The organism is Vineibacter terrae (assembly GCF_008039615.1).
Taxonomy (GTDB): Bacteria; Pseudomonadota; Alphaproteobacteria; order Reyranellales; family Reyranellaceae; genus Vineibacter; species Vineibacter terrae.
Genome location: NZ_VDUZ01000064.1, coordinates 1 through 21,376, shown reverse-complemented (window position 1 = coordinate 21,376; position 21,376 = coordinate 1). Strand labels below are relative to the sequence as shown.

The 21,376-nt window shown below is 68.6% G+C and carries 22 protein-coding genes; 12 read left to right on the top strand and 10 right to left on the bottom strand.

From position 1 onward, the window contains the following. Window positions 1–131 precede the first annotated feature (131 nt). Window positions 132–710 (top strand): SH3 domain-containing protein, encoded by a 579-nt coding sequence (locus FHP25_RS35785; RefSeq protein ID WP_147851791.1) that lies wholly within the window; start codon window positions 132–134, stop codon window positions 708–710. A gap of 67 nt (window positions 711–777) precedes the next feature. Here the strand turns inward: FHP25_RS35785 and FHP25_RS35780 are convergent, their stop codons facing one another. The 5 genes from FHP25_RS35780 to FHP25_RS35760 all read right to left on the bottom strand — a co-directional run bounded on the left by FHP25_RS35780 (window position 778) and on the right by FHP25_RS35760 (window position 4,887). Continuing rightward, window positions 778–1,560 (bottom strand): citryl-CoA lyase, encoded by a 783-nt coding sequence (locus FHP25_RS35780; protein WP_147851790.1) that lies wholly within the window; start codon window positions 1,558–1,560, stop codon window positions 778–780. After that, a complete protein-coding gene (locus FHP25_RS35775; RefSeq protein WP_147851789.1) occupies window positions 1,557–2,057 on the bottom strand; it encodes a MaoC family dehydratase in 501 nt (166 codons plus the stop codon). The genes FHP25_RS35780 and FHP25_RS35775 overlap by 4 nt, the downstream gene beginning before the upstream one ends. 158 nt (window positions 2,058–2,215) lie before the next feature. Then, window positions 2,216–3,373 carry an acyl-CoA dehydrogenase family protein gene (locus FHP25_RS35770; RefSeq protein ID WP_147851788.1) on the bottom strand — a complete coding sequence of 386 codons (1,158 nt, stop codon included), beginning with the start codon at window positions 3,371–3,373 and terminating at the stop codon, window positions 2,216–2,218. After that, a complete protein-coding gene (locus FHP25_RS35765) occupies window positions 3,366–4,115 on the bottom strand; it encodes an SDR family NAD(P)-dependent oxidoreductase (protein WP_147851787.1) in 750 nt (249 codons plus the stop codon). Before FHP25_RS35765 ends, FHP25_RS35770 begins: the two co-directional genes overlap by 8 nt. A 31-nt stretch (window positions 4,116–4,146) precedes the next feature. Then, window positions 4,147–4,887, bottom strand: a complete 741-nt coding sequence (locus FHP25_RS35760; RefSeq protein WP_147851786.1) for an IclR family transcriptional regulator — start codon at window positions 4,885–4,887, stop codon at window positions 4,147–4,149. A gap of 153 nt (window positions 4,888–5,040) precedes the next feature. Here FHP25_RS35760 and FHP25_RS35755 point away from each other — a divergent pair, with 153 nt between their 5' ends. The 5 genes from FHP25_RS35755 (at window position 5,041) to FHP25_RS35740 (ending at window position 9,913) form a co-directional block, all read left to right on the top strand. After that, window positions 5,041–6,042, top strand: coding sequence for a Bug family tripartite tricarboxylate transporter substrate binding protein (locus FHP25_RS35755; RefSeq protein WP_218578847.1), 1,002 nt, complete (start codon window positions 5,041–5,043; stop codon window positions 6,040–6,042). A 177-nt stretch (window positions 6,043–6,219) separates the two neighbouring features. After that, complete coding sequence (locus FHP25_RS35750) at window positions 6,220–6,876, top strand: Bug family tripartite tricarboxylate transporter substrate binding protein (protein WP_218578845.1); 657 nt, start codon at window positions 6,220–6,222, stop codon at window positions 6,874–6,876. Beyond that, complete coding sequence (locus FHP25_RS42775) at window positions 6,819–7,031, top strand: tripartite tricarboxylate transporter substrate-binding protein (RefSeq protein ID WP_218578843.1); 213 nt, start codon at window positions 6,819–6,821, stop codon at window positions 7,029–7,031. Before FHP25_RS35750 ends, FHP25_RS42775 begins: the two co-directional genes overlap by 58 nt. 24 nt (window positions 7,032–7,055) lie before the next feature. Further along, window positions 7,056–8,612 carry a class I adenylate-forming enzyme family protein gene (locus tag FHP25_RS35745; protein WP_147851784.1) on the top strand — a complete coding sequence of 519 codons (1,557 nt, stop codon included), beginning with the start codon at window positions 7,056–7,058 and terminating at the stop codon, window positions 8,610–8,612. 143 nt (window positions 8,613–8,755) lie between these two features. After that, window positions 8,756–9,913: a CaiB/BaiF CoA transferase family protein gene (locus tag FHP25_RS35740; RefSeq protein ID WP_147851783.1), complete on the top strand. Its 1,158-nt coding sequence runs from the start codon at window positions 8,756–8,758 to the stop codon at window positions 9,911–9,913. 76 nt (window positions 9,914–9,989) lie between these two features. On the opposite strand, the gene FHP25_RS35735 is transcribed toward FHP25_RS35740, so the two are convergent. Beyond that, window positions 9,990–12,515: an ABC transporter permease gene (locus tag FHP25_RS35735; RefSeq protein ID WP_218578841.1), complete on the bottom strand. Its 2,526-nt coding sequence runs from the start codon at window positions 12,513–12,515 to the stop codon at window positions 9,990–9,992. 122 nt (window positions 12,516–12,637) lie between these two features. After that, window positions 12,638–13,366 carry an ABC transporter ATP-binding protein gene (locus FHP25_RS35730; protein WP_147851781.1) on the bottom strand — a complete coding sequence of 243 codons (729 nt, stop codon included), beginning with the start codon at window positions 13,364–13,366 and terminating at the stop codon, window positions 12,638–12,640. 27 nt (window positions 13,367–13,393) lie between these two features. Between FHP25_RS35730 and FHP25_RS35725 the strand changes: the two genes are divergently transcribed. Then, entirely contained in the window at window positions 13,394–14,155 is a 762-nt protein-coding gene (locus tag FHP25_RS35725; protein ID WP_231712598.1) for an arylesterase, read from the top strand. Next, window positions 14,156–14,659: an NUDIX domain-containing protein gene (locus FHP25_RS35720; RefSeq protein WP_147851780.1), complete on the top strand. Its 504-nt coding sequence runs from the start codon at window positions 14,156–14,158 to the stop codon at window positions 14,657–14,659. It begins immediately after the preceding gene. Window positions 14,660–14,667: 8 nt separating this feature from the next. Here FHP25_RS35720 and FHP25_RS35715 read toward each other — a convergent pair whose 3' ends face one another. From FHP25_RS35715 to FHP25_RS35705, 3 genes are all read right to left on the bottom strand, one after another. Next, window positions 14,668–15,558: an MBL fold metallo-hydrolase gene (locus FHP25_RS35715; RefSeq protein WP_178134046.1), complete on the bottom strand. Its 891-nt coding sequence runs from the start codon at window positions 15,556–15,558 to the stop codon at window positions 14,668–14,670. Window positions 15,559–15,762: 204 nt separating this feature from the next. Then, window positions 15,763–16,158, bottom strand: a complete 396-nt coding sequence (locus tag FHP25_RS35710) for a hypothetical protein (protein WP_147851778.1) — start codon at window positions 16,156–16,158, stop codon at window positions 15,763–15,765. 257 nt (window positions 16,159–16,415) lie between these two features. Beyond that, window positions 16,416–17,237, bottom strand: a complete 822-nt coding sequence (locus tag FHP25_RS35705) for a hypothetical protein (protein ID WP_147851777.1) — start codon at window positions 17,235–17,237, stop codon at window positions 16,416–16,418. A 203-nt stretch (window positions 17,238–17,440) separates the two neighbouring features. Between FHP25_RS35705 and FHP25_RS35700 the strand changes: the two genes are divergently transcribed. The 4 genes from FHP25_RS35700 (at window position 17,441) to FHP25_RS35685 (ending at window position 21,099) form a co-directional block, all read left to right on the top strand. Then, window positions 17,441–18,793, top strand: a complete 1,353-nt coding sequence (locus FHP25_RS35700) for an aromatic ring-hydroxylating dioxygenase subunit alpha (RefSeq protein ID WP_147851776.1) — start codon at window positions 17,441–17,443, stop codon at window positions 18,791–18,793. Between the two features lie 5 nt (window positions 18,794–18,798). Further along, window positions 18,799–19,617: an SDR family NAD(P)-dependent oxidoreductase gene (locus tag FHP25_RS35695; RefSeq protein ID WP_147851775.1), complete on the top strand. Its 819-nt coding sequence runs from the start codon at window positions 18,799–18,801 to the stop codon at window positions 19,615–19,617. Continuing rightward, window positions 19,614–20,180, top strand: coding sequence for a 3-phenylpropionate/cinnamic acid dioxygenase subunit beta (locus FHP25_RS35690; protein ID WP_147851774.1), 567 nt, complete (start codon window positions 19,614–19,616; stop codon window positions 20,178–20,180). The genes FHP25_RS35695 and FHP25_RS35690 overlap by 4 nt, the downstream gene beginning before the upstream one ends. Before the next feature lie 223 nt (window positions 20,181–20,403). Beyond that, window positions 20,404–21,099 carry a TetR/AcrR family transcriptional regulator gene (locus tag FHP25_RS35685; protein ID WP_178134045.1) on the top strand — a complete coding sequence of 232 codons (696 nt, stop codon included), beginning with the start codon at window positions 20,404–20,406 and terminating at the stop codon, window positions 21,097–21,099. Window positions 21,100–21,376: the final 277 nt, after the last annotated feature.

Genomic DNA, 21,376 nt, shown 5'->3' with positions numbered 1-21,376 from the left:
AATAGCAAGGGCCGTGCCGCGAGTCCAGCGCGCCCGCCAGCCGTCACGCGGAAGCATTTCGCCAACGATTCCGGCCCCTTGCACGGCGGTCTGCAATGGCCGCGCGGCTCGGGATAGGGTATAAGTTCCAGATGTTGCGTTCCCGCGTGGCCGCGCCCCGCGCCGTCGTCAAGGCGGCTGCTGTCGCGGCGTCCCTGGTGCTGCTGTCGATCGCGTTCGTAGGCCTGTCGCCTGCGCCGGCGCAGCAGTTCGGGTCGCGGGTGACAGCCGAGGGGCCGCCGCCCCTGCGCAAGGGCACCGGCTTGCCGCTGCCGCGCTTCGCGTCCCTGCGGTCGGACGAGACCAACGTGCGCACCGGCCCCGGCAGCCGCTATCCCATCGATTGGGTCTTCAAGCGCAAATCCATGCCGGTCGAGATCATCGCCGAGTACGAGAACTGGCGGAAGATCCGCGACTGGCAAGGCTCGGGCGGCTGGGTGCACCAGAGCCTGCTGACCGGCAAGCGCTCGGTCACGGTCTCGGCCAAAGAGGCGATCCTCTACAAGACGCCGGCCACCAACGCGACCGAGATCGCCCGGCTGCAGACCGAGGTGATCTGCCTGGTGAAATCCTGCAGCGGCGAATGGTGCCGCGTGCAGGTCGGCCCGCTTGTCGGCTGGATCGAGCGCATCAAGGTCTGGGGCGTCTACAAGGGCGAGGTCGTGAACTGAGGCCGCGCCGTCGGCCCGGCCGGGGTGACCGGGCGTCGCGACGCTTGTTCCGCCTTGCGGGATTGCATCACGGCAGCACGTTGCGCGGGTCGGCGCGCAGCACCAGCTCCCAGGCCTCGCGGGCCATGGGTGCCTCCTTCTCCTCCAGGATGTGGGCCAGCAGCCCGGCCGAGCGGCCGACCAGCGACAGGCCGCGTGCGATCAGCGGGTCCAGCCCCATGGCCGCCACCATCGCCGCGATGGCGCCGACGGCGTTCACCGGCAGCTTCTTGCCATGCTCGCTCGCCAGCACCGCGGCGATCATGTCCATCATGCGCCAGTGCACGCCGAAGAAGCCGTTGGCACGCGACACCTCGCGCAGCGCCGGCACCCGCGGGTCGCCATCGACATGGATCGGGTGGCCGACGCCGTAGATGGCGCGGCGCTCGGCCTTGTGGCGCCGGATCAAGTCGCGCACCGCGTCGCGGATTGCCGCGTCGTCGGTGTCGGCGGCGAGTGGCCGGGCGGCGTCGCACAGCATCTCGGCGGCGTTCTGCATCGTGCCCAGGAACACGCTGCCGGCGCCCAGCAGGCCGGTGGCCACGGCGCCCTGCAGCGCCTCGGGCGCGCCGATATAGGTCAGCCGCGCGGCAAGCGAGCTGGGGGTGATGCCGTGGTCGGCCGTGGTCACCAGCAGGGCGTTGACCATCGCCTTTTCCTGCGGGCTTGGCCGGCGCGACAGCATGGTGTGGAAGATCATGTCGACGAAGTCGAACGTGCCGATGATCTCGGTCGCGAGGTTGAGCCCGCGCACCATGATGGTGTCGGTGGTGGTGTAGCCGATATCGGTCTTCACGACGGCCTGGGTCATGATGCCACCGCCGGGTTGCGGCGCTTCAGCAGGCACGTCGCGCCGAGCTCGGCGGCCACCTCGTTGCGCTGGTTGATGGCCTTGCGCAGAAAGCTGATCAGGCCGCGGTCGGGCCGGCTGGTGGGCCGCTGCTCGACGACCTCGATCTCGACCCGGATGGTGTCGCCGATGAAGGTCGGCCTGGGGAACTTCAGCGTGTTCTGCAGCACGCCGAAGAGCGCGCCTTCCATCAGCTGGTTGGGGATCGAGCGCGAGGTGAGGCCGGCCATGAACGACGCCACCAGCATGCCGTGCGCGATGCGCTGGCCGTAGATGCTGGCCTTGGCGTATTCGGCATCGACATGCAGGCGGTTGAAATCGCCGGTCAGCGCCGCGAAGGCCGCGACATCGGCCTCGGTGATGGTGCGCGAGGAGGTGGTGTAGCGGGTGCCGACCGGCAGGTCTTCCCAGTAGATGGCCGCCTGCGCCACGGCCTCGATGACGGACGGATTGCTCATGCTGTCTCCTGATGTTGCCGTGAAGGCAACCACAGAGACACAGAGGCACAGAGAAGGCACAGAGATTGAAAAGTTGCGCGCCGCCGCGCGCGATCGTCCTTTCTCTGTGCGGCCTCTGTGTCTCTGTGCCTCTGTGGTTTCTTCTGACGGGTCCGAGCCTAGGTCAGGGCCGAGATGCCGAGGATCTCGCGGCCGATGATCAGGGTCTGGATCTCGGTCGTGCCCTCGGGAATCATGCCGCCGCGGGTGTCGCGGAAGATGCGCTCGATCGGATACTCGGTGGCGTAGCCCATGCCGCCATGCACCTGCAGCGCCAGGTTGGCGACCTGGTGCGCCGCCTCGGTGGCGTAGAGCTTGGCGATCGAGCATTCCGAGCGCGCCTGGCCCGTCTGCATGGCGCGTGCGGCGCGATAGCCCAACGCGCGCGAGGCCTGCGTCTTCATCGTCATGTCGACGATGTGCTTCTGCACCAGCTGGAAGGAGGCGATCGGGCGGCCGAACTGGGTGCGGGCGCGGGCGTACTCGATCGACAGGTCGAGCGCGCACTGAGCCGCGCCGACGGCGCCCATGGCGACGTTCAGGCGGCCGAAATTCAGGCCGATCAGGACCTGCTTCAGGCCTTCGCCCTCGCGGCCCAGCAGGTTGGCTGCCGGCACCTCGGCGTTCTCGAACGTGAAGGCGGCCGTGCCGGTGCTGCGCACGAACATCGTCTCGACCGGGCGCTGCTCGAACGCCGTCTGCGCCTTCTCGACCAGGAACAGCGACAGCCCGCCATCGCAGGTGTCGCTGAAGGTGCGCGCCACGACGATGCCGAAATCAGCGAACATGCCGTTGGTGATCCACAGCTTGCTGCCGTTCAGCACGTAGCGGTCGCCGCGCTTGTCGGCGCGGGTCTTGATCTCGGCCACGTTCGAGCCGACTCCGGGCTCGGAGATCGACACGAACGTGCGGCGCTCGTTGCGCAGCAGCGGCCGCATGAAGCGATCCTTCTGCACCTCGGTGCCGCAGGTGTTGATGATGCCCGAAACGATGTTCAGCCCGCTCAGCAGCACGCGCAGCGACAGCCAGCAGTAGCCGGCTTCCTCCATCAGCACCGCCCAGGTCAGGTAGTCCAGGCCGAGGCCGCCGGCATCCTCGGGCAGGTAGCCGCCGAAATAGCCGAAATCGGCGAGCCCGGTCATGGCCTCGAAGGGGAAGCGTTTCTCCGCCTCGCTCTTCTGGACGAGGGGCGCCAGATGCTCCTTCAGGTAGCGCCGCACATTGTCGCGCAGCAGGCGCTGCTCGGGCGACAGGCCGTCGGCGTCGATCTCATCCATAGCGGCCTCCGGTCACGAACAGGGTGGTGCCGGTGATGTAGCGGGCGTGCGCCGAGGCCAGGAAGGCCACGGCCGAGGCGATGTCGCGCGGCTCGCCGCCGAACGGCACCGCGTTCTTCGCCAGCGCGTTGTCGCGCACATGGGCGTAGTTGGGCAGGCTCTGGATGTACTCGGTCTCGATGAAGCCGGGCGCGATGGCGTTGACGGTGATGCCGTTGCGCGCCTGCTCCAGGGACAGCGCGCGCGTGAAGCCCACCAGGCCGGCCTTGGCCGACGAGTAGTTGGCCTGGCCGGGGTTGCCGAACAGCGCCCGCGACGTGATGTTGATGATGCGGCCCCATTTGCGCTCGTGCATGGCCGGCAGCACGGCGCGGCAGCAATGGAACGCGCCCTTCAGCGTGACGTCGAGCACCAGGTCCCAGTCGGTCTCGTCCATCTTCAGCAGGCTGCGGTCCTTCACCAGGCCGGCGTTGTTGACCAGCACATCGATGCGCCCGAACGCGTCACGGCCGGCGCCGGCCATGGCGCGCACATCCTCTTCCCGGCGCACATCGCAGCGCACGCCGATCGCCTTGCCGCCGTTGTCCGCGATCGCCTTGGCCGCAGCCACGGCGCCGTCGCCGTCGATGTCGCTGACCACGATGGCCATGCCCTCGCTGGCCAGCATGCGCGCCGTCTCCGCGCCGATGCCGCGCGCCGAGCCGGTGACGATGGCGACGCGATCCTTGAGTCCCAGATCCATGATGTCTCCTGATGGCGATGCGTGAGGCGTGTCAGTCGCCCGCGAGCATGGTGCGGCGCACGTCCTGCAGGACCCGCAGATAGGCTTCGCGGTTGCGCTCCATGCGCTCGGTGGGGCCGACCAGCGACATCGACACCGGCTGGCCGCCCAGCCGGCCCGAGACGGCGAGCGCGGTGACGCCTTCGGTGCCTTCGCCGCGGGTCTCGTACCAGCCGCGCTCGCGGCCCTGCTCGAGCTGGGCGAGGATCTGGTCGATGTTGGTGATCGTGTGCGGTGTGACCTGGCGCAGCGTCCGGCGCTGCAGCGCCGCCAGCGCCTCCTCGCGTGGCAGCAGCGCCAGCAGGGCCTTGCCCAGGGCCGATGCATGGAAGGCGACCCGCTCGCCGACATCGAAGATGTAGCGCAGCGGGTGCTTGCTGGATTGCGCCGCCACGACCTTCACCGCCGTGGTGTCGATGATCCCGAAGGAGGCGCTTTCGTTGGCGCGCTCGGCCAGCAGCTCCACCGCCTCGCGGCCCACCGTCGTCAGCGGGTCGTTCTCGGCGATCTGGCGTGCGATCTCGTGCAGGCGTCCGGTGGGATAGAAGCGGCGCGTGCGCGACGTGCGCATCAGGTAGCCCAGCGAATGCAGGGTGTGCAGCAGGTCCGAGCAGCTGCTGTCGGCCACGGACAGGAACCGGGCCATGTCCGAATTGGACAGCTCGCGCTTCTCGCGCGCGAACACCTCGAACACTGCAAGCGCACGGCTGGCCGCTGGAATCAGGGTCGGCATGGCTGTCCTTCGATGGCTGCGTCATCGGCCCCTTGACGTCGCCGCCAAATAAGGCAATGAATCCGATTAGCCGTACAATATTCCGATATATCGGAATCGTCAATCAAGATTCGGCGGCAAATGCGGACAGATCATCGAGATAGGGATGGAAATATGCGTGGAATCAAGGTGTTGACTTGCCGTCGGCCCGGCATCGTCATGGGAATGCTGACGGCGCTCGCCGTTGCGGCCGTCGCGCCGGCCCAGGGCCAGGACGCGTATCCGGCCAAGCCGGTGACGTTCGTTGTGCCGGCGCCGCCGGGCGGGATCACCGATCAGGTGGCGCGTGTCATCGGCGACCGGGTGTCGGAACGGCTGGGCCAGCGGATCCTGATCGACAACCGCGGCGGCGCCGGCGGCAACCTGGCGGCCGAGTTCGTCGCCCGTGCGGCGCCCGATGGCCACACCGTGCTGGTGGGCACCCAGGGCACGCAGGTGTCCAACCCGTATCTCTACAAATCGCTGCGGTTCGATCCGGCCAAGGACTTCGTGGCCATCCAGGCCCTGATCTCGATCTCGACCGTGCTGGTCGTGAACAGCGAGCGGCCGTACCGGTCGATCAAGGACCTCATCGAGTACGCGAAGAAGAATCCCGGCAAGCTGTCGATGGCGTCGGCCGGCAACGGCACGTCGACCCATCTGGTGGGCGAGCTGTTCCAGACGGCTGCCGGGGTGAAGTTCCTGCACGTGCCCTACAAGGGCAACGCGCCCGCGATCGCCGATCTGCTGGGCGGCCAGGTCGATCTCGCCTTCGATTTCGCAGCCACGACCCTGGGGCATATCCAGGCCGGCAAGCTGCGCGCGCTGGCCGTCACCGGACCGGCACGGCTGTCGACTCTGCCGGATGTGCCGACGATCGCCGAACTGGGCTACCCGCAGGCCGAGGCGGTGGCCTGGATCGGCTTGTTCGCGCCCACCGGGACGCCGGCCGCGGTCGTCGCGCGCCTGCAGGCGGAGACGGCAAGCGCGCTGCAGGAGGCCAGCGTGCTCGAGGCGATCCGCAAGTTCGGCGGCACGCCGTTCAACATCGGCGGCCAGGCGTTCACCGCCTTCACGCAGTCCGAGCACGGCAAGTGGAAAGCGATCATCGAACGCTCGGGCGCCAAGCTCCAGTGAGCCGGAACCACAGCCAGCAGCAACAGGCAGAAGGGTGGGAACATGCGTCGTCGTCTACATGACCTGATGTGTCGGATTGGCCGCCGTGCCGGCAGGGTGCTTGGCCCGTTGGTCGGTGCGGCCGCCATCGCGACGGCGCCATCAGCTCTCGCACAAAGTGTGTATCCCTCGAAGCCGGTGACCTTCGTCAACCCCGCGCCGCCGGGCGGGCTCATCGACCAGCTGGGACGCGTGATCGGCGACAGGCTGACGGCGCGGCTCGGCGAACGTGTCCTGATCGACAACCGCGGCGGCGCCGGCGGCAACCTGGCAACCGAGTTCGTCGCGCGGGCCGCACCGGACGGCTACACGATCCTGATGGGCACGCAGGGCACGCACGCCGCCAACCAGTATCTCTACAAATCCCTGAAGTTCGATCCGGCCAAGGACTTCATTCCGGTCCATTCCCTCCTGTCGATCTCGACCGGCCTGGTCCTGAGGGCCGATCAGCCGTATCGCACACTCAAGGATCTCGTCGACTACGCCCGGCAGAACCCCGGCAAGCTGTCGATCGCATCCGCCGGCAACGGCACGTCAAGCCACCTGGTCTCCGAGCTGTTCCAGAGGACGGCCGGCGTCAAGTTCCTGCACGTGCCGTACAAGGGCAGCACGCCGGCGATGGCCGATCTGCTGGGCGGCCAGGTCGACCTGAGCCTGGACTTCACGGCATCGACGTTTCCCCACATCCAGGCGGGCAAGCGGGATATCCGCAAGCACAGGCCGTGGCCTGGATCGGGATGTTCTTCCCGGCCGGAACGCCCAAGCCGATCGTCGATCGCATGCAGGCGGAGGTGAGCCGCACCCTCCAGGAGCCGGCTGTCGTCGAGACGATCAGGAGGCTCGGCGGTGCATCATTCAATCTGGCTGGCGAAGATTTCGCCGCATTCATCCGGGCCGAGCAGAGCAAGTGGAAGACGATCATCGAGCAGTCGGGCGCCAGGCTCGACTGATGCCGTGCGCATGAGGATCACCACATGGACATGCTCTACACGCGCGCGCTGTTTCTGAACGCGCGCCGCTATCCCCGCAAGCCCGCCATCGTGTTCGCGGGCGAGGCTTGTACCTACGCCCAGCTCTACGATCGTGTGGCGCGGCTGGGCGCGCTGCTGGCAGCGCAGGGCGTGGGCGCCGGCGACCGCGTCAGCCTCCTGTCGGAGAATCATCCCGACATGCTGGCGGTGATGCTCGCCGCGCTCGGGCTGGGCGCCAGCCCGGCCCCGATCAACTACCGCCTCAAGGACGACGACATCGCCTTCATCGCCCGCAACAGCGCCGCCAAGGTGGTGGTGCTGGGGCCGGGCTATGGCGGCCATGCCGATCTGTTGTCGCAGGCGCTGCCGCAGGCGCGCCTGCTGTCGCTCGGCCCGGCGGCATCCGGCGCCGCGCCTGACGCGATCGACACGCTGATCGCCGCTGCGCGGCCGCTGGCGTTCGACTGGACAGCGGCCACCAACCTGGCGCTGCTGCATACCTCGGGCACCACGGGCCGGCCCAAGGGGGCGCTGCGCGCCCGTTGGGGGTTGAGCGCGCGGGCGATCGAGCAGGGCTTCACGCAGGACGACCGCACGCTGGGCGTGATGCCGCTGTGCCTGTCCTACGGCTATGGCTACAGCCTGCTGCCGCTCTATCTCGGCGCCACGTTGTATCTGGAGCCGGACTTCGACGAGCAGCGGGTCGCGGGATTGCTCGAGGCTGAAGGCATCAATTCCACCTTCATGATCCCGACCCTGGTGCAGCGGCTGGTGGACTATGAAGGCTTTGCCAGCCTGAAATGCCCGTCGCTGCGCCTGATCCAGAACGCCGCCGGCGCCCTGTCCTACGAGACGCGCGCGGCCGTGGTCGACAAGCTGGGCTACGTGCTCAGCACCTACGCCGCCTCGACCGAGTCGGGTCCCTACGCCAACCTCAAGGGCCGCGACATCCTGCGCGATCAGACCGCCAGCGGCATCGGGCGCACGTTCTTCGGCTCGGAGGTGCGGCTGCTTGACGACGACGGGCACGATGTCGCGACCGGCGCGGTCGGCGAGATCTGCGTGCGCGGCGCCTCGCAATACGATGAGTACCTCAACGAGCCCGAGCTGACGGCAGAGACCCGGCGCGGCGACATGGTGAGCGTGGGCGACCTCGGGCGCTTCGACGACGAGGGTTTCCTGTTCCTGGTCGGCCGCAAGCGCGACATCATCAAGACAGGCGGCATCAACGTGCCGGCCGCCGATGTCGAGGATGTCATCGCCCGCCACCCTGCGGTGGCCGAGGTGGCCTGCGTCGGCCTGCCCGACCGCGCCTGGGGCGAGATGATCTGCGCCGCCATCGTGCTCAGGCCGGGATCGGGCGCACCGGCCGATATCGACGTCGCCGGCTTCTGCACCCAGCGTCTCAGCCGCTTCCAGGTGCCGCGCCGGTTCGTCTTCCTGCCGTCGCTGCCCCGCAACCTCACCGGCAAGGTGGTCAAGGGCGACCTGCGCAACCTGATCCTCGGTCAGGATGCGGCCCCGGATGATGGCCGCGCGGTCGCGGCCAAGAGGTCATGAGGCCGCGGCGCGCGGTGTCATATCAGGCATGCGCGGCGTATCGGCGGTTTGGGTTGCGTCCCAGGCGGAAGGCAAGCCATTAACATCCAGTATAAGAACGATATTCCGATATCAGAACAACACTAAGACACAAGGAGACGGCAATGTCAGGACCGCTGACGGGGTACACGGTGATCGAGGTGGCGGGCATCGGCCCCGGGCCGATGGCGGCCATGATGCTGGGTGACATGGGCGCCAACGTCATTCGCGTCGATCGGGTCAAGACACGTCTTCCGGACCGGATCGCCGACCCGAAGTTCAACGTCCATGGCCGCAGCCGCCGGTCCGTCGCGGTCGACCTGCAGAAGCCGGAAGGCGCCGAGGTGGTGCTGCGCCTGTGCGCCAAGGCCGACGGGTTGATGGAGCCGTTCCGCCCCGGTGTCGCCGAGCGCCTGGGCATCGGCCCCGAGGTGTGCCTGAAGCGCAATCCCAAGCTGGTCTACGGTCGCATGACGGGCTGGGGCCAGGACGGGCCGCTGGCCAAGGCGGCTGGCCATGACCAGAACTACATCGCGCTCACCGGCGCGCTGCATGCCATCGGCCGCAAGGGCCAGAAGCCGGTGCCGCCGCTCAATCTCGCGGGTGATTTCGGCGGCGGCGGCATGCTGCTGGCCTTCGGCATGGTGTGCGGCCTGCTCGAGGCCCAGAAGTCGGGCAAGGGCCAGGTGATCGACGCCGCCATGGTCGATGGCGCGGCGCTGCTGATGGGCGGGATCTTCGGCATGAACGGCGCCGGCCTCTGGAACGACAAGGAGCGCGAGGTCAACATGATCGATGGCGGCGCGCACTTCTATGACACCTACGAGACCAAGGACGGCAAGTACGTCTCGATCGGCTCGATCGAGCCGCAGTTCTACGAGCTGCTGCTGGAGAAGACCGGCCTGAAGGGGCAGGAGCTGCCGGCGCAGCACGACCGTGCGGCCTGGCCGCAGATGAAGTCGCGGCTGGAGGCGATCTTCAAGACCAAGACGCGCGACGAGTGGTGCGCCATCATGGAGGGCAGCGACATCTGCTTCGCGCCGGTGCTGACGATGAGCGAGGCGCCGCATCATCCGGCGGCCAAGGCGCGCAACGCCTATGTCGATGTCGCCGGCTTCATGCAGCCGGCACCGGCGCCGCGCTTCAGCCGCACCAAGGAGGAAGTGCAGGGCGCCGCCCCCAAGCGCGGCAGCAACACCGCCGAGGTGCTGGCCGAGCACGGCTTCTCGTCAGCCGAGGTCGCCGAGCTGACCAAGGCGGGCGTCATCAGCCAGCAGGCGTGACCCAGCAGGCGTGACACAATGTGAGGCGCTGCGGCTCTCCCGGGAGCCGCAGCCGCATCGGCCGCTGCCGTCGCGGCTACTCGTTGCGCAGCAGGCCCAGCGGCCGCTGGCGCAGCGCGTTGACGGCACCGGCCAGGCCGAACGCCAGCGTCAGCACCATGGCGCCGAAGGCGGTGACGACGGCGACCTCGGGCAGGAACGTCCAGTCCAGCGCCATCACGAAGCGCACCACCAGCCAGGCCGCCAGCGTGCCGGCGCCGGTGGCGGCCAGCGCCGTCACCAGGCCCAGGGCCGCGAACTCGTAGGTGAAGACCCGCAGCACGCGCCCGCTGGTGGCCCCCAGCACCTTCATGACCACCGTGTCGTGCACCCGCCGCCGCTGCGTGGCCAGCATGGCGCCGGCCAGCACCAGCAGGCCGGCGACGATGCCGACGACGCCCACCACGCGCGCCGCCAGGCCGATATTGCCCAGGATCTGGGCCGCGATCTCGAGCGCGTCCTTCACCCGCACCACGGTGACGTTGGTGAATGAGTCGGTGATGGCCTTGTAGGCCGCTTCCTCGGTGCTGCCGTTGGCGTAGACCGTGGCGAGGAAGGTCTGCGGCGCCTTCTCCAGCGTTCCCGGCGCGAAGATGAACGTGAAGTTCATCCCCAGCGTCCCCCAGTCGATATGGCGCAGGTTGGCGATCCTGGCCTCGACCTCGCGGCCCAGGATGTTGATCGTGATGTTGTCGCCGACGCCGATGCCGAAGGCGCGCGCCAGCTCGGCATCGAAGCTGATCAATGCCGGGCCGCTATAATCCGCCGGCCACCACTGGCCGGCCACCACCTTGCTGCCTTCCGGCACGGTCGTGGCGTAGGTCAGGCCGCGGTCGCTCTCCACCGCCCAGCGCGCGTTCTGCGGGATCGCCAGCTCGCGCACCGGCTTGCCGGCGATGCGTGAGATGCGTCCGCGCAGCATCGGTACCTGCTCGATGCGCTGCACGTGCTGCGCCTGGAGCTGGTCGCGGAAGCGCTCGACCTGGTCGGGCTGCAGGTCGACCACGAAGAAGGCCGGGGCATCCTTGGGCAGGCGCTGGCCGATCTGGTTCTGCAGGTTGCCCTCGATCAGCGCCGTGGCCACCAGCACGGTGAGCCCCAGCCCCAGCGACAGCATCACGGTCGGCGTCGGCGCGCCGGGCCGGTGGATATTGGCCAGCGCCAGCCGCAGCGCCGCCGAGCGTGGCCGGCCGGCCAGCCGCGCCAGCGCCATCACCAGCCGCGCCAGCAGCGGGAAGGCGATGAAGGCGCCGATCGCGCCGGCCACGAACCAGATCGCGATGCGCCGGTCCGGCGCCGTCATCACCGTGAAGGCGGCCAGCCCGGCCACCATCCCCAGGATCAGCAGGGCATCGCGCCAGCCGGGGCGCGGCTCGTCGGTCGCCACCGCGCCGCGCATCAGGGTCGAGGCCGGCACGTGGCGGGCCCGCATCAGCGGCCACAGCGCGAACAGCGTCGCCACCAGCAGCCCGAACACCGCGGCGCTGGCCAGCGGCCGGACATAGAGCGCCACCCGCGCCTGCACCGGCAGCAGGTCGCCCATCGCCCCCTGCGCCGCATAGGGCAGCAGCGCGCCGACCACCAGGCCGATCGCGACGCCGACGCTGGCCAGCATCGCCAGCTGCAGGAAGTAGATGCGCGTGACCAGCCCGGCCGGCGCGCCCAGGCATTTCAGGATCGCGATGGTGCGGGAGCGTGCGCGCAGGAAGCTGTCGACGGCATTGCCGACGCCGACGCCGCCCACCAGCAGCGCCGCCAGGCCGATCAGCGCCAGGTACTGCGTCAGCCGGTCGACCCAGGCGCGCAGGCCGTTGCCGGCGTCGTTCAGGCCGCGCACCCGCCAGCCGGCCTCGGGAAAGCGGCGCTGCAGGTCGCCGATCCAGGGCCGGTAGGCGGTGCCCGCCGGCAGCAGCACGCGATATTCATAGGTCATCAGGCTGCCGGGCTGGAGCAGCCCGGTGCGCGGCAGCGCATCGCGCGCCATCATCAGCCGCGGCCCGATGCCGAACAGGCCCAGCCCGCGGTCGGGCTCGCGCGCGATGATGCCCCGCACCTCGAGCGTGGCGTCGCCGACCCGGATTTCGTCGCCGACCGCGATGCCCAGCCGGCGCAGGCCGATCTCCTCCATCACCGCGCCGAAGACGCCGTCGCGCGGCTTCAGCAGCGCTTCGACATCGCCGCCGCCCACCAGCTCCAGCCGCCCGGCCAGCGGGTAGTTGGTGTCGACCGCCTTGATCTGCACCAGGCTCGGCCGTGCGCCTTGCGTGTCGGCGCGCGCCATGCCGCGCATCTCGATCCAGTCGGTGACCTGCGTTGCGCCTTCGGCGAGGGCGGCGCGCTGCTCGGCCGTGATAGGCCGGTAGGACTGGGTGACGGCCACGTCGCCGCCCAGCAGCAGGCGGGCATCGGCGCGCAGCCCTTCCTCGACGGCGCGCGACATCGAGAGGATGCCGGCGATCGCCGCCACGCCCAGCGCCAGGCAGGCCAGGAACAGGCGGAACCCGGCCAGGCCCGTGCGCAGCTCGCGCACCGCGATCCGCGCCGCCAGCCGCCATGACGCCACTTCCCCTCTCCCCGCGCGAGCGGGGAGAGGGAGGGGCCCATCGTGCGCAGCACGATGGGAGGGTGAGGGGTACGAGCGATCAGACTCTGCGCCCGAAAGTCGGGACTGATCGGACATACCCCTCACCTTCCCACGCCTGCGGCGTGGGCCCCTCCCTCTCCCCGCTCGCGCGGGGAGAGGGAATTGACGGTATCGGCCGCGATGCGGCCGTCGGCGATGTGGATGACACGGTCGCACTGCTCGGCGATGCCGGGGTCGTGCGTGATCAGCAGCAGGGTGGCGCCGGCATTGCGCGTGAGGTCGAACAGCAGGGTCATCACCTGCCGCCCGGTGGCGCCGTCGAGGTTGCCGGTCGGCTCGTCGGCCAGCAGCAGCTTGGGCCGCGTGGCGAAGGCGCGGGCCACGGCGACGCGCTGCTGCTCGCCACCCGAGAGCTGCGCCGGATAATGTGTCAGCCGGTGGCCCAGCCCGACATCACGCAGTGCCGCCTCGGCGCGGGCGAAGGCGTCGGCCACGCCGGCGAACTCCAGCGGCAGGGCCACGTTCTCGGTCGCCGTCATGGTCGGGATCAGGTGGAAGCCCTGGAAGACGATGCCCAGGTTGTCGCGCCGGAAGCGCGCCAGCGCGTCGTCGGACATGCCCTGCAATGCCGTGTCCGCGACCTCGATGGTGCCCGCCGTGGCCCGTTCCAGGCCGCCCACGACCATCATCAGGCTCGATTTGCCGGCCCCCGAGGGCCCGACCAGGGCCGTGCTGCCGCCGGTGGGGACGTCCAGGTCGATGCCACGCAGGATGTTGACCGTGCCGGCAGCGCTCGCCATGTCTAGGTGCACGTCGCGCAGGCGGATCATGCGGCGACTTTCGATGGCGGACACATCATGGGCGGCAGGCTCGCAGGCGAATCGGGCTCTTTGGCGGCGGCAGGCGCCGGCCTGGGATATGGCGATTGCGCCGGCCGGGTCAACGGCTCCTCTGCGCGCGTGCGGCGGGGAAGAAGCGGGTTTTCCCTCGCGGCGGCGCTTTGGTTCGCCGTTGCCTTTCTTTGCGCCAGCGTGACGGTGGCCCAGGCTCAGCCGGTGCGCATCGCGATGCTGGGCGACAGCCTGACCGCCGGCTTCGGCCTGCCGCCGGAGCAGGCGCTGCCGACCCGGCTGGAGCAGGCCCTGAAGGCGGCCGGCCGCGACGTCAGCGTCGCCAACCACGGTGTCTCCGGCGACACCTCGGCCGGCGGCCTGGCGCGGCTGGACTGGACCCTGGGCGACAAGCCGAAGCTGGTGATCGTGGCGCTGGGCGCCAACGATGCGCTGCGCGGGCTCGATCCCGACGAGACCGAGAAGAACCTCGACGCGATCATCACCCGGACCAAGGCTGCCGGCGCCACGGTCCTGCTGTGCGGCATGAAGGCGCCGCGCAACTACGGCCCGGAATATGCCGCGAAGTTCGATGGCCTGTACGAGCGCTTGGCGGCGAAGCACGGCGTGGCGCTCCTGCCGTTCCTGCTCGACGGCGTGGCCATGGTGCAGGACCTCAACCAGGCCGACGGCATCCACCCCAATGCCAAGGGCGTCGATACCGTGGTCGCACACCTGGCACCGGCCGTGATCAAGGTGCTGGACGAGATGAAGAAGGTGTCCAGGTAGATGGCAAAGCTCACCGCGGGGCTGCTCGTCTTCCGCCGCGTGAACGGGGCCCTGGAGGTGCTGTTGGCGCACCCCGGCGGGCCGTTCTGGGCCAGGAAGGACGACGGCGCGTGGTCGATCCCCAAGGGCATCCCCGAACCAGGGGAGGCGCCGTTCGACACCGCCAGGCGTGAGTTCATCGAGGAGACGAGCCTGCGCGCCGAGGGCGACTTCATCGCGCTGGACCCGGTGAAGCAGCCGGGCGGCAAGACCGTCCACGCCTGGGCCGTGGAGTGCGACCTCGATATCGCCCGCTTCCGCAGCAACACGTTCAAGCTGGAATGGCCGCCGCGCTCGGGCAAGGTCCAGGACGTGCCTGAGATCGACAGGATCGCGTGGTTCGCCGCACCGCAGGCGGCGATGAAGATCCTCAAGGGCCAGCGGCCCATCCTCGAGGAGCTGCTGCGCCGGTTGAATATTCCTGCGACCGGATGTGCTCCGCCCGTGCACCCTGGAGCGCGATGACAGATGCGCTACCGCGTCTCCCAATCCCAATCGAGCTCGAAGGCATCGCCCTTGGCCTTGATGCGCGCCGCGTGCGGGGCGGCGAAGTGGGCCGGCATCAGCAGCGCGCCGGTCTCGGCGCAGTGCGCCAGGATGCCGTGGCGGGTGCGGCGCGCCTGGTCGCGGTCGGTGCAGAACACGCTGTTCCAGCGCCATAGCGGCACCTGCACCGGGTTGTGCAGCGCATCGCCGGAGAAGACAGCGCGGCGGTCCTGGGACGCGAGGTCGACGCGCACATGGCCCGGCGTGTGGCCGTCGGCGGCGCGCACGGTCAGGCAGTCGCCGCAGGCATGGCCATCGTCGATCATCACGGCCTTGCCCTGCTCGACCACGGGCAGGACGGAGTCGTTGTACGTGTTGCGCTCGAAGGCCGGGGCATCCTGGGTGCGGGCGACCTTCTGCCAGTGCTCGTGATCGGCGCGCGACATCAGGTACTTGGCGTTGGGGAAGGTCGGCACCCAGGTTCCGTTGTCGAGTCGCGTGTTCCAGCCGACATGGTCGACATGCAGATGCGTGCACATCACGAAGTCGACGGCCTCGGGCGCCACGCCGGCCGCGGCCAGGCGCTCGAGCCAGGGCGAGTTCAGCATGTCGAAGCGCGGCATGCCCGGCCGCGGCTTGTGGTTGCCGCTGCAGGTGTCGATCAGGATCGTGTGGCGCTCGGTGCGCACCAGCCAGCTATGGATGCTGGTCATCAGCTTGCCGCTGGGCGGATCATAGTAGCGCGGCGCCAGCCAATGCTCCTGCGCCTTGAACGTCTCGGCGTCGAATTCGGGAAAGAACTGGCTGGCCGGAAAGCCCGGCCCCATCATCTCCTCGACGCGCGTGACCTTGACCGCGCCGATCATCCGTTCCTGCATGGTGCTTCCTCCGGGACTGCATCCCGAGCCTAGCACCGGATATGGCCCTCCTGTCATCCCGAGCGCAGCAAGGGATCTCCTGCGGCAGGACGCACGGTGCGCCATTCGCGGGAGATCCCTCTCCTGAGCCTGTCGAAGGGGCGCTCGGGATGACAGCGTGGCGGATGCGATCGCCCCGGAATGCCGTGAGATCGCGTCCCGAACTCAGGCCAGCACCTTGGGCACCACGAGGGCCACCTCGTAGTCGGGCTCGATGGCCATGCCCGAGCCGACGATGCCGATCGTGCGTGCCAGCCGGTCGGCGTGGGCGCGGAATTCGGGGCCGGCCTGCACGCCATGCAGCCTGAACAGCCACTGTCCGCGGCGGCGGGCAAACTCGGCCGCGCTCACGATCATGTAGCGATGCGCGTCGCGCGCGTGGCGGATCGCCGGGGCCAGGCTGTCCGGGCCTCTGAGCACGATCGCCTGGATGAAATAGACGACACCGTCGGCCGTGGTGTCGACCTGCCCGAACAGGCCGATGCCGCCATACGCGCCGATCCGCGCCCGTGGCGGGTCGCCGTAGATGCCCCGCGGGCGAACGAGGGGCGCTTGCGCCATGAAAGCCTCCGCCATGCCTGGTCGCGCACCGCCGACCTTCGTCGCGGCGGCCGCGGATCCACCATGCGGGCGCCGGGGGATCGTCGATACTCCCATTTGGGAGCAGGGCATTCGCATATGCCTCTGCCGTCATCCCGAGCGTAGCGAGGGATCTCCCGCGAATTGCGCACCGTGCGCCTTGCCGCAGGAGATCCCTCGCTGGCGCTCGGGATGACAGCGAGGTCATATGCGAATGCCCTGCATTGGGGAGCGTGGCATCACTTGCGCCGGCGCTGCTGCTGTTGCTTGCGCTGCTGCTCCAGCTGCTCGGCCTGCGCCTTCAGGCGCGCGATGTCGCGGAAGGGATTGAAGGCGGTGTTGATCCTGGCGACGGCGGCGACGAACGGATCGTCCAGGAAGTCTTCGATCGCCTTCACGAAATCGGGGGCCGACAGCGTGCGCTCGACCTCGGCCTGGGTGCCCAGCTTGCTGGTCATGTAGGCGTGGTTGAAGGTCCTGGCGTTGCCCTCTGAGCGGTAGACGTTGCTCATCTGGACCGCGAGGAACTCCTCGTGATCCTTGTTGTCGCGCAACGGCTCGTGGTTGTTGCCTTCGAAGCCGAAGCGGGCCAGGCGGCAGGCATGGACCATCTCATGGAAGAGCGTCTCGTCGGCACGATAGCCCGGCAGCCGGCCGCAGGCCGAGTAGGCCCAGGTCTCGGGCGAGTAGAGGATGCGCACGCCGTCGCTGAGCCGGCTGCTCATCTGGCTGGTGATGGCATTGCAGGCGCCGAACGACGTCTGGGCCATTGAATCGTAGGGGATGATCCAGATCCGCAGATCCTTGGGCAGCATGCCGAAAAGCGTCTTGCCGATCTCGGTGCGCAGGAGATGGGCTTCGATCAGCGCCCTGATATCCTCCTCGTAGCGCTGGGCCGGCGCCCGGGGATCGTTGACGAAGTCAAGCCGGTTCGAGCGCCGGAGCAGCCAGTCCTGCTGCCTGGCGCTGAGCCAGGGCCCGATCGCGGTGACGATGGAGCGGAAGTCCTCGTCGAGCGTCGAGCCGCTGATGGTGATCGGATAGAGCTTGAGGCGCAGCATGATCCCGCCGGCACGCCCGCGCGTCCCGGACCCCCCAACATTGCGAGCGGCAACCTTCGTACGCCCTTCGGCCGGCCGCACGATATTGCCATTTGGGAGTAGCGGCGGCTTGGCGCCGGCTGGCGCAGGGCTGCCCCGCAACCGCAGGGTTCATGAGCCGGCCCGGCCGGCGTATCATCGCGCCAACAAGATGGAGGAAGCGGATGGCGCGCCTGGACACCGACCGGCTGGTCGACACGCGCAACGGCCTGATCAGTCGCGAGCTGTTCGTCAACAAGGATCTCTACCAGCAGGAGCTGGAAACGCTCTTCACCCGGGCCTGGCTGTTCGTGGGCCACGAGAGCCTGATCCCCAACCCGGGCGACTACTTCGTCTCGCGCATGGGCGCCGAATCGGTGATCCTGAGCCGCGACAAGGCGGGCGGGATCCACGTCCTGCTCAATACCTGCCGGCATCGCGGCATGAAGGTGTGCCTCTACGATGAAGGCAACACCACGCACTTCACCTGCCCTTACCACCATTGGAGCTACGCCACCGATGGCCAGCTGGTGGGCGTGCCGCAATACGACACGCTCTATCCCGGCATGGATCGCGCGAAGTGGTCGCTGATCGAGGTGGCGCAGATGGCCAACTACAAGGGCACGATCTGGGCCACCTGGGACAAGGACGCGCCGCCCTTCCTCGACTATCTCGGCGCCGCCAAGGAGCATCTCGACCTGGCGCTGGATTGCCGTGACGGGCGCGAGGGCGGCTCCGAGGCCTTCCTCGGCGTGCACAAATGGATCATCCCGTGCAATTGGAAGCTGCCGGCCGAGAATTTCTGCGGCGACACCTACCACAACCCCAGCCATCGCTCGGTCGACATGATCGGCATCGGCCCCAGCGCCCGGTCGGGCACGAAGGGAAGGCGCGATGACGAGCTCAAGGGCGCGCAGCATGTCTGGGTCAGCTTCCCGGCCGGCCACGGCATCCACAGCGCCATCCAGCCGGCGATGATGCCCTATGCCGAGGCGTTCAGGGACACCCCGGTCATCGAAGAGTATTTCCGCCACTGCTACGAGGAGCGCCAGCGCCGCCTGGGTGAGAAGTCGCGCCTGCTGCCGTTCGTGGGCACGATCTTCCCCAACAGCTCCTATCACGGCCGCCAGCCGCGCTCGATCTGCATGTGGCATCCGCACGGCCCCGAATCGACCGAGGTGTGGCGCATCTTCCTGGTCGACAAGGATGCACCGGCCGAGGTCAAGGACCTGCTGCGCCATTTCTACATGCGCTACTCCGGCCCGGCCGGCATGACCGAGCAGGATGACATGGAGAACTGGAACTACGCCACGGCAGGCGCGCGCGGCGTCATCGCCCGGCGCTATCCTCTGAACTATCAGCAGTCGATGGGCGCCGGGAAGGACGACGACCCCGTCGCCGGCCATGTCAGCGTGCAGATCACCGAGGAGAATTCGCGCCGCTTCTATGCCCGCTGGTCGGACTATCTGGCCGGCCGCGACTGGGACGTGCTGATGGGGCGGCGCGACGGCACGCCACGCCGCGCCGCCGCCGAGTGAGCCTCATGCGCGTCGTCATCGTCAGCGGCGGCACGTTCGGCATCGGCAAGGCGATCAGCGTCACCCTGGCGCAGCGCGGCTGGCAGGTCGTGGCGTTCGGGCTCGATGCGCCGCAGCCCTCGAGCACGGCAGCCGGCGGCAGCGCGCTGCTGCGTGCCGACCTGGCGGCGCATGGCCTGGAGGCCGACGTGCTGGAGGCCGACGTGTCCAGGGCCGGCGACGTCGCCCGGGTCGCGGAGTTCGCCGCCGGCAGGTATGGCCGCATCGATGCGCTGGTCAACAACGCCGCCATCGGGCCGCTGGGCACGGTGCTCGACACGCCCGAGGACCTGTGGAACCGCATCATCGATGTGAACCTGAAGGGCGCCTATCTCTGCTGCCGCGCGGTGCTGCCGCACATGATCGGCCAGGGCGGCGGCGCCATCGTCAACATCGGCTCCGGCGCCGGCTGGGGCAAGCCGAACATGGCCGCCTACAGCGCCAGCAAGGGCGGGCTGTTCGCGCTCGGCGCGGCGCTGGCCTACGACCATTTCCATCAGCGCATCCGCGTCAACACCGTGGTGCCGGGCGGCGGCGGCATCGTGTCGGGCATGGGCGTCGGCCGGGCCGGCGGCGATGTGCGGCGCTTCACCAGCCGCAGCGTCGCGGGCACGGCCGCCGGGCGCGTGGCGGTGGGCGAGGATATCGCCCAGGCCGTGGCCTTCCTGCTGTCGGACGAGGCGGCCACGATCTCGGGCACGGTGCTCGATGTCGGCTGCTTCGCCCATCAGGGCGGCCCGATCCCGCCGCGGCCCGACGCGCCCCCGCAGGAGCCGCCCGCATGAACGATGCCGCCGCCACGCCGCGCCCGACGCGGGACCTGGATTTCTACCTCCTGAAGGAGGAGGTCGCGGCGTTCCTCTACGAGGAGGCCGAACTGCTGGACCAGCGCCGCTACACGGCGTGGCTCGACCTGCTGGCCGACGATCTCGTCTACTTCATGCCCATGCGCCGAAACGTGAAGGCGGGCGAGCACGCGGCGCGCGAGAACACCCGCGAAGGCAGCGACATCAGCTGGTTCGAGGAGGACAAGTGGACGCTGGCCAAGCGCTGCGAGCAGATCATGACCGGCGTGCACTGGGCCGAGGAGCCGCTGTCGCGCATCTGCCACATGGTCAGCAACGTGCAGCTGCTCGAGGCGCTGCCCTCGGCCGCCGCGCCGCAGACGGTGACGGCACGCAGCCGCTTCCTCGTCTACCAGAACCGGGTCGAGACCGAGACCTACATCTTCGTCGGCAAGCGCACCGACACGCTGCGCCGGGTCGACGGCGCCTGGAAGCTGGCGCGCCGCGAGATCATCCTCGACCAGAACGTGCTGCTGGCGAAGAATCTGACGGTGTTCTTCTGAAAGTAACTGTCATCCCGAGCGTAGCGAGGGATCTCCCGCGAATGGCGCACTGTGCGTCTTCCCGCATCCCTCTCCTGAGCCTGTCGAAGGGGCGCTCGGGATGACGGCCTTGTTCTTGCTGCGTTGCGAGACGGCTTCCTGGACGTGTCGTGTTGCTGAACGTACATTCATGTTCAGTGATTAGTGGCGTCAACCCGACAAACCAATGCCCAGCAGGGAGCCGATGGCCTTACCGCGCGCAACGACCAAGAAACCACCACCGCCGCGGCGGCATCCGGCGCCGGCGCCGCGTGGGCGCAAGCCGCGTGGGCTGGGCCACGAGCGGCATGGCGAGATTCTGGCAGCCGCCAAGGCGCTGTTCGTGTCGGAAGGCTACGAGACGGTCACCACGCGCAAGCTCGCCGAGCAGGTCGGGCTGTCGCAGACCGGACTCTATGTCTACTTCAAGAGCAAGGAGGAGATCCTCGAGGCGCTGTGCACGGCCACGTTCAAGGAGCTCTCCCGGCGCTTCTGCCAGACCGTCGGCGATTCGCCGCCGGACCTGGGGCTGCTGCGCCGCCTGATCGGCGGCTACATGGCGTTCGCGCTCGAGAATCCCGACGAATACCAGCTCACCTTCATGGTGAGCCACGCCATGCTGAAGTCGCCGCAGCACAAGGATCTCTCGCAGCCGTTCAGCGAGCAGGCACCCGGCCTGCAGGCCTTCACGCTGTTTCGCGAGCAGGTCGCGCGCATGGTGCAGGCGGGTGCCATGCGCCGCATGGACGTGACCGTGGCCACGCAGACCATCTGGGCCGCCTGTCACGGCCTGGTCGCGCTGCTGATCGCCCGCCCCGAGTTCCCCTGGGCCGACCGCAAGCAGCTGCTCGACACCATGGTCGAAACCCTGGTGCGCGGCCTGGAGAACCCGAGGCGCTAGTACCAGCTATCGGTAGAAGGTGAGTCGTGACTGTCATCCCGAGCGAAGCGAGGGATCTCCTGCGAATGGCGTACTGCGTCCCACGCGGGAGATCCCTCGCCGCGCTCGGGATGACGGATGTATCAGCGACCTGCGATTCCCAGTACTAGTCCGAAGTTACCCCTGACAGAGTCAGGTAAGTATTTGGCTTTGTTGAAAAAAGCGGCGATTTTGCGTCCAGTATGTAGGCATGTAAATGGTGTTTTTGAGTAGCAATTATGGATATATTGTGCTACGG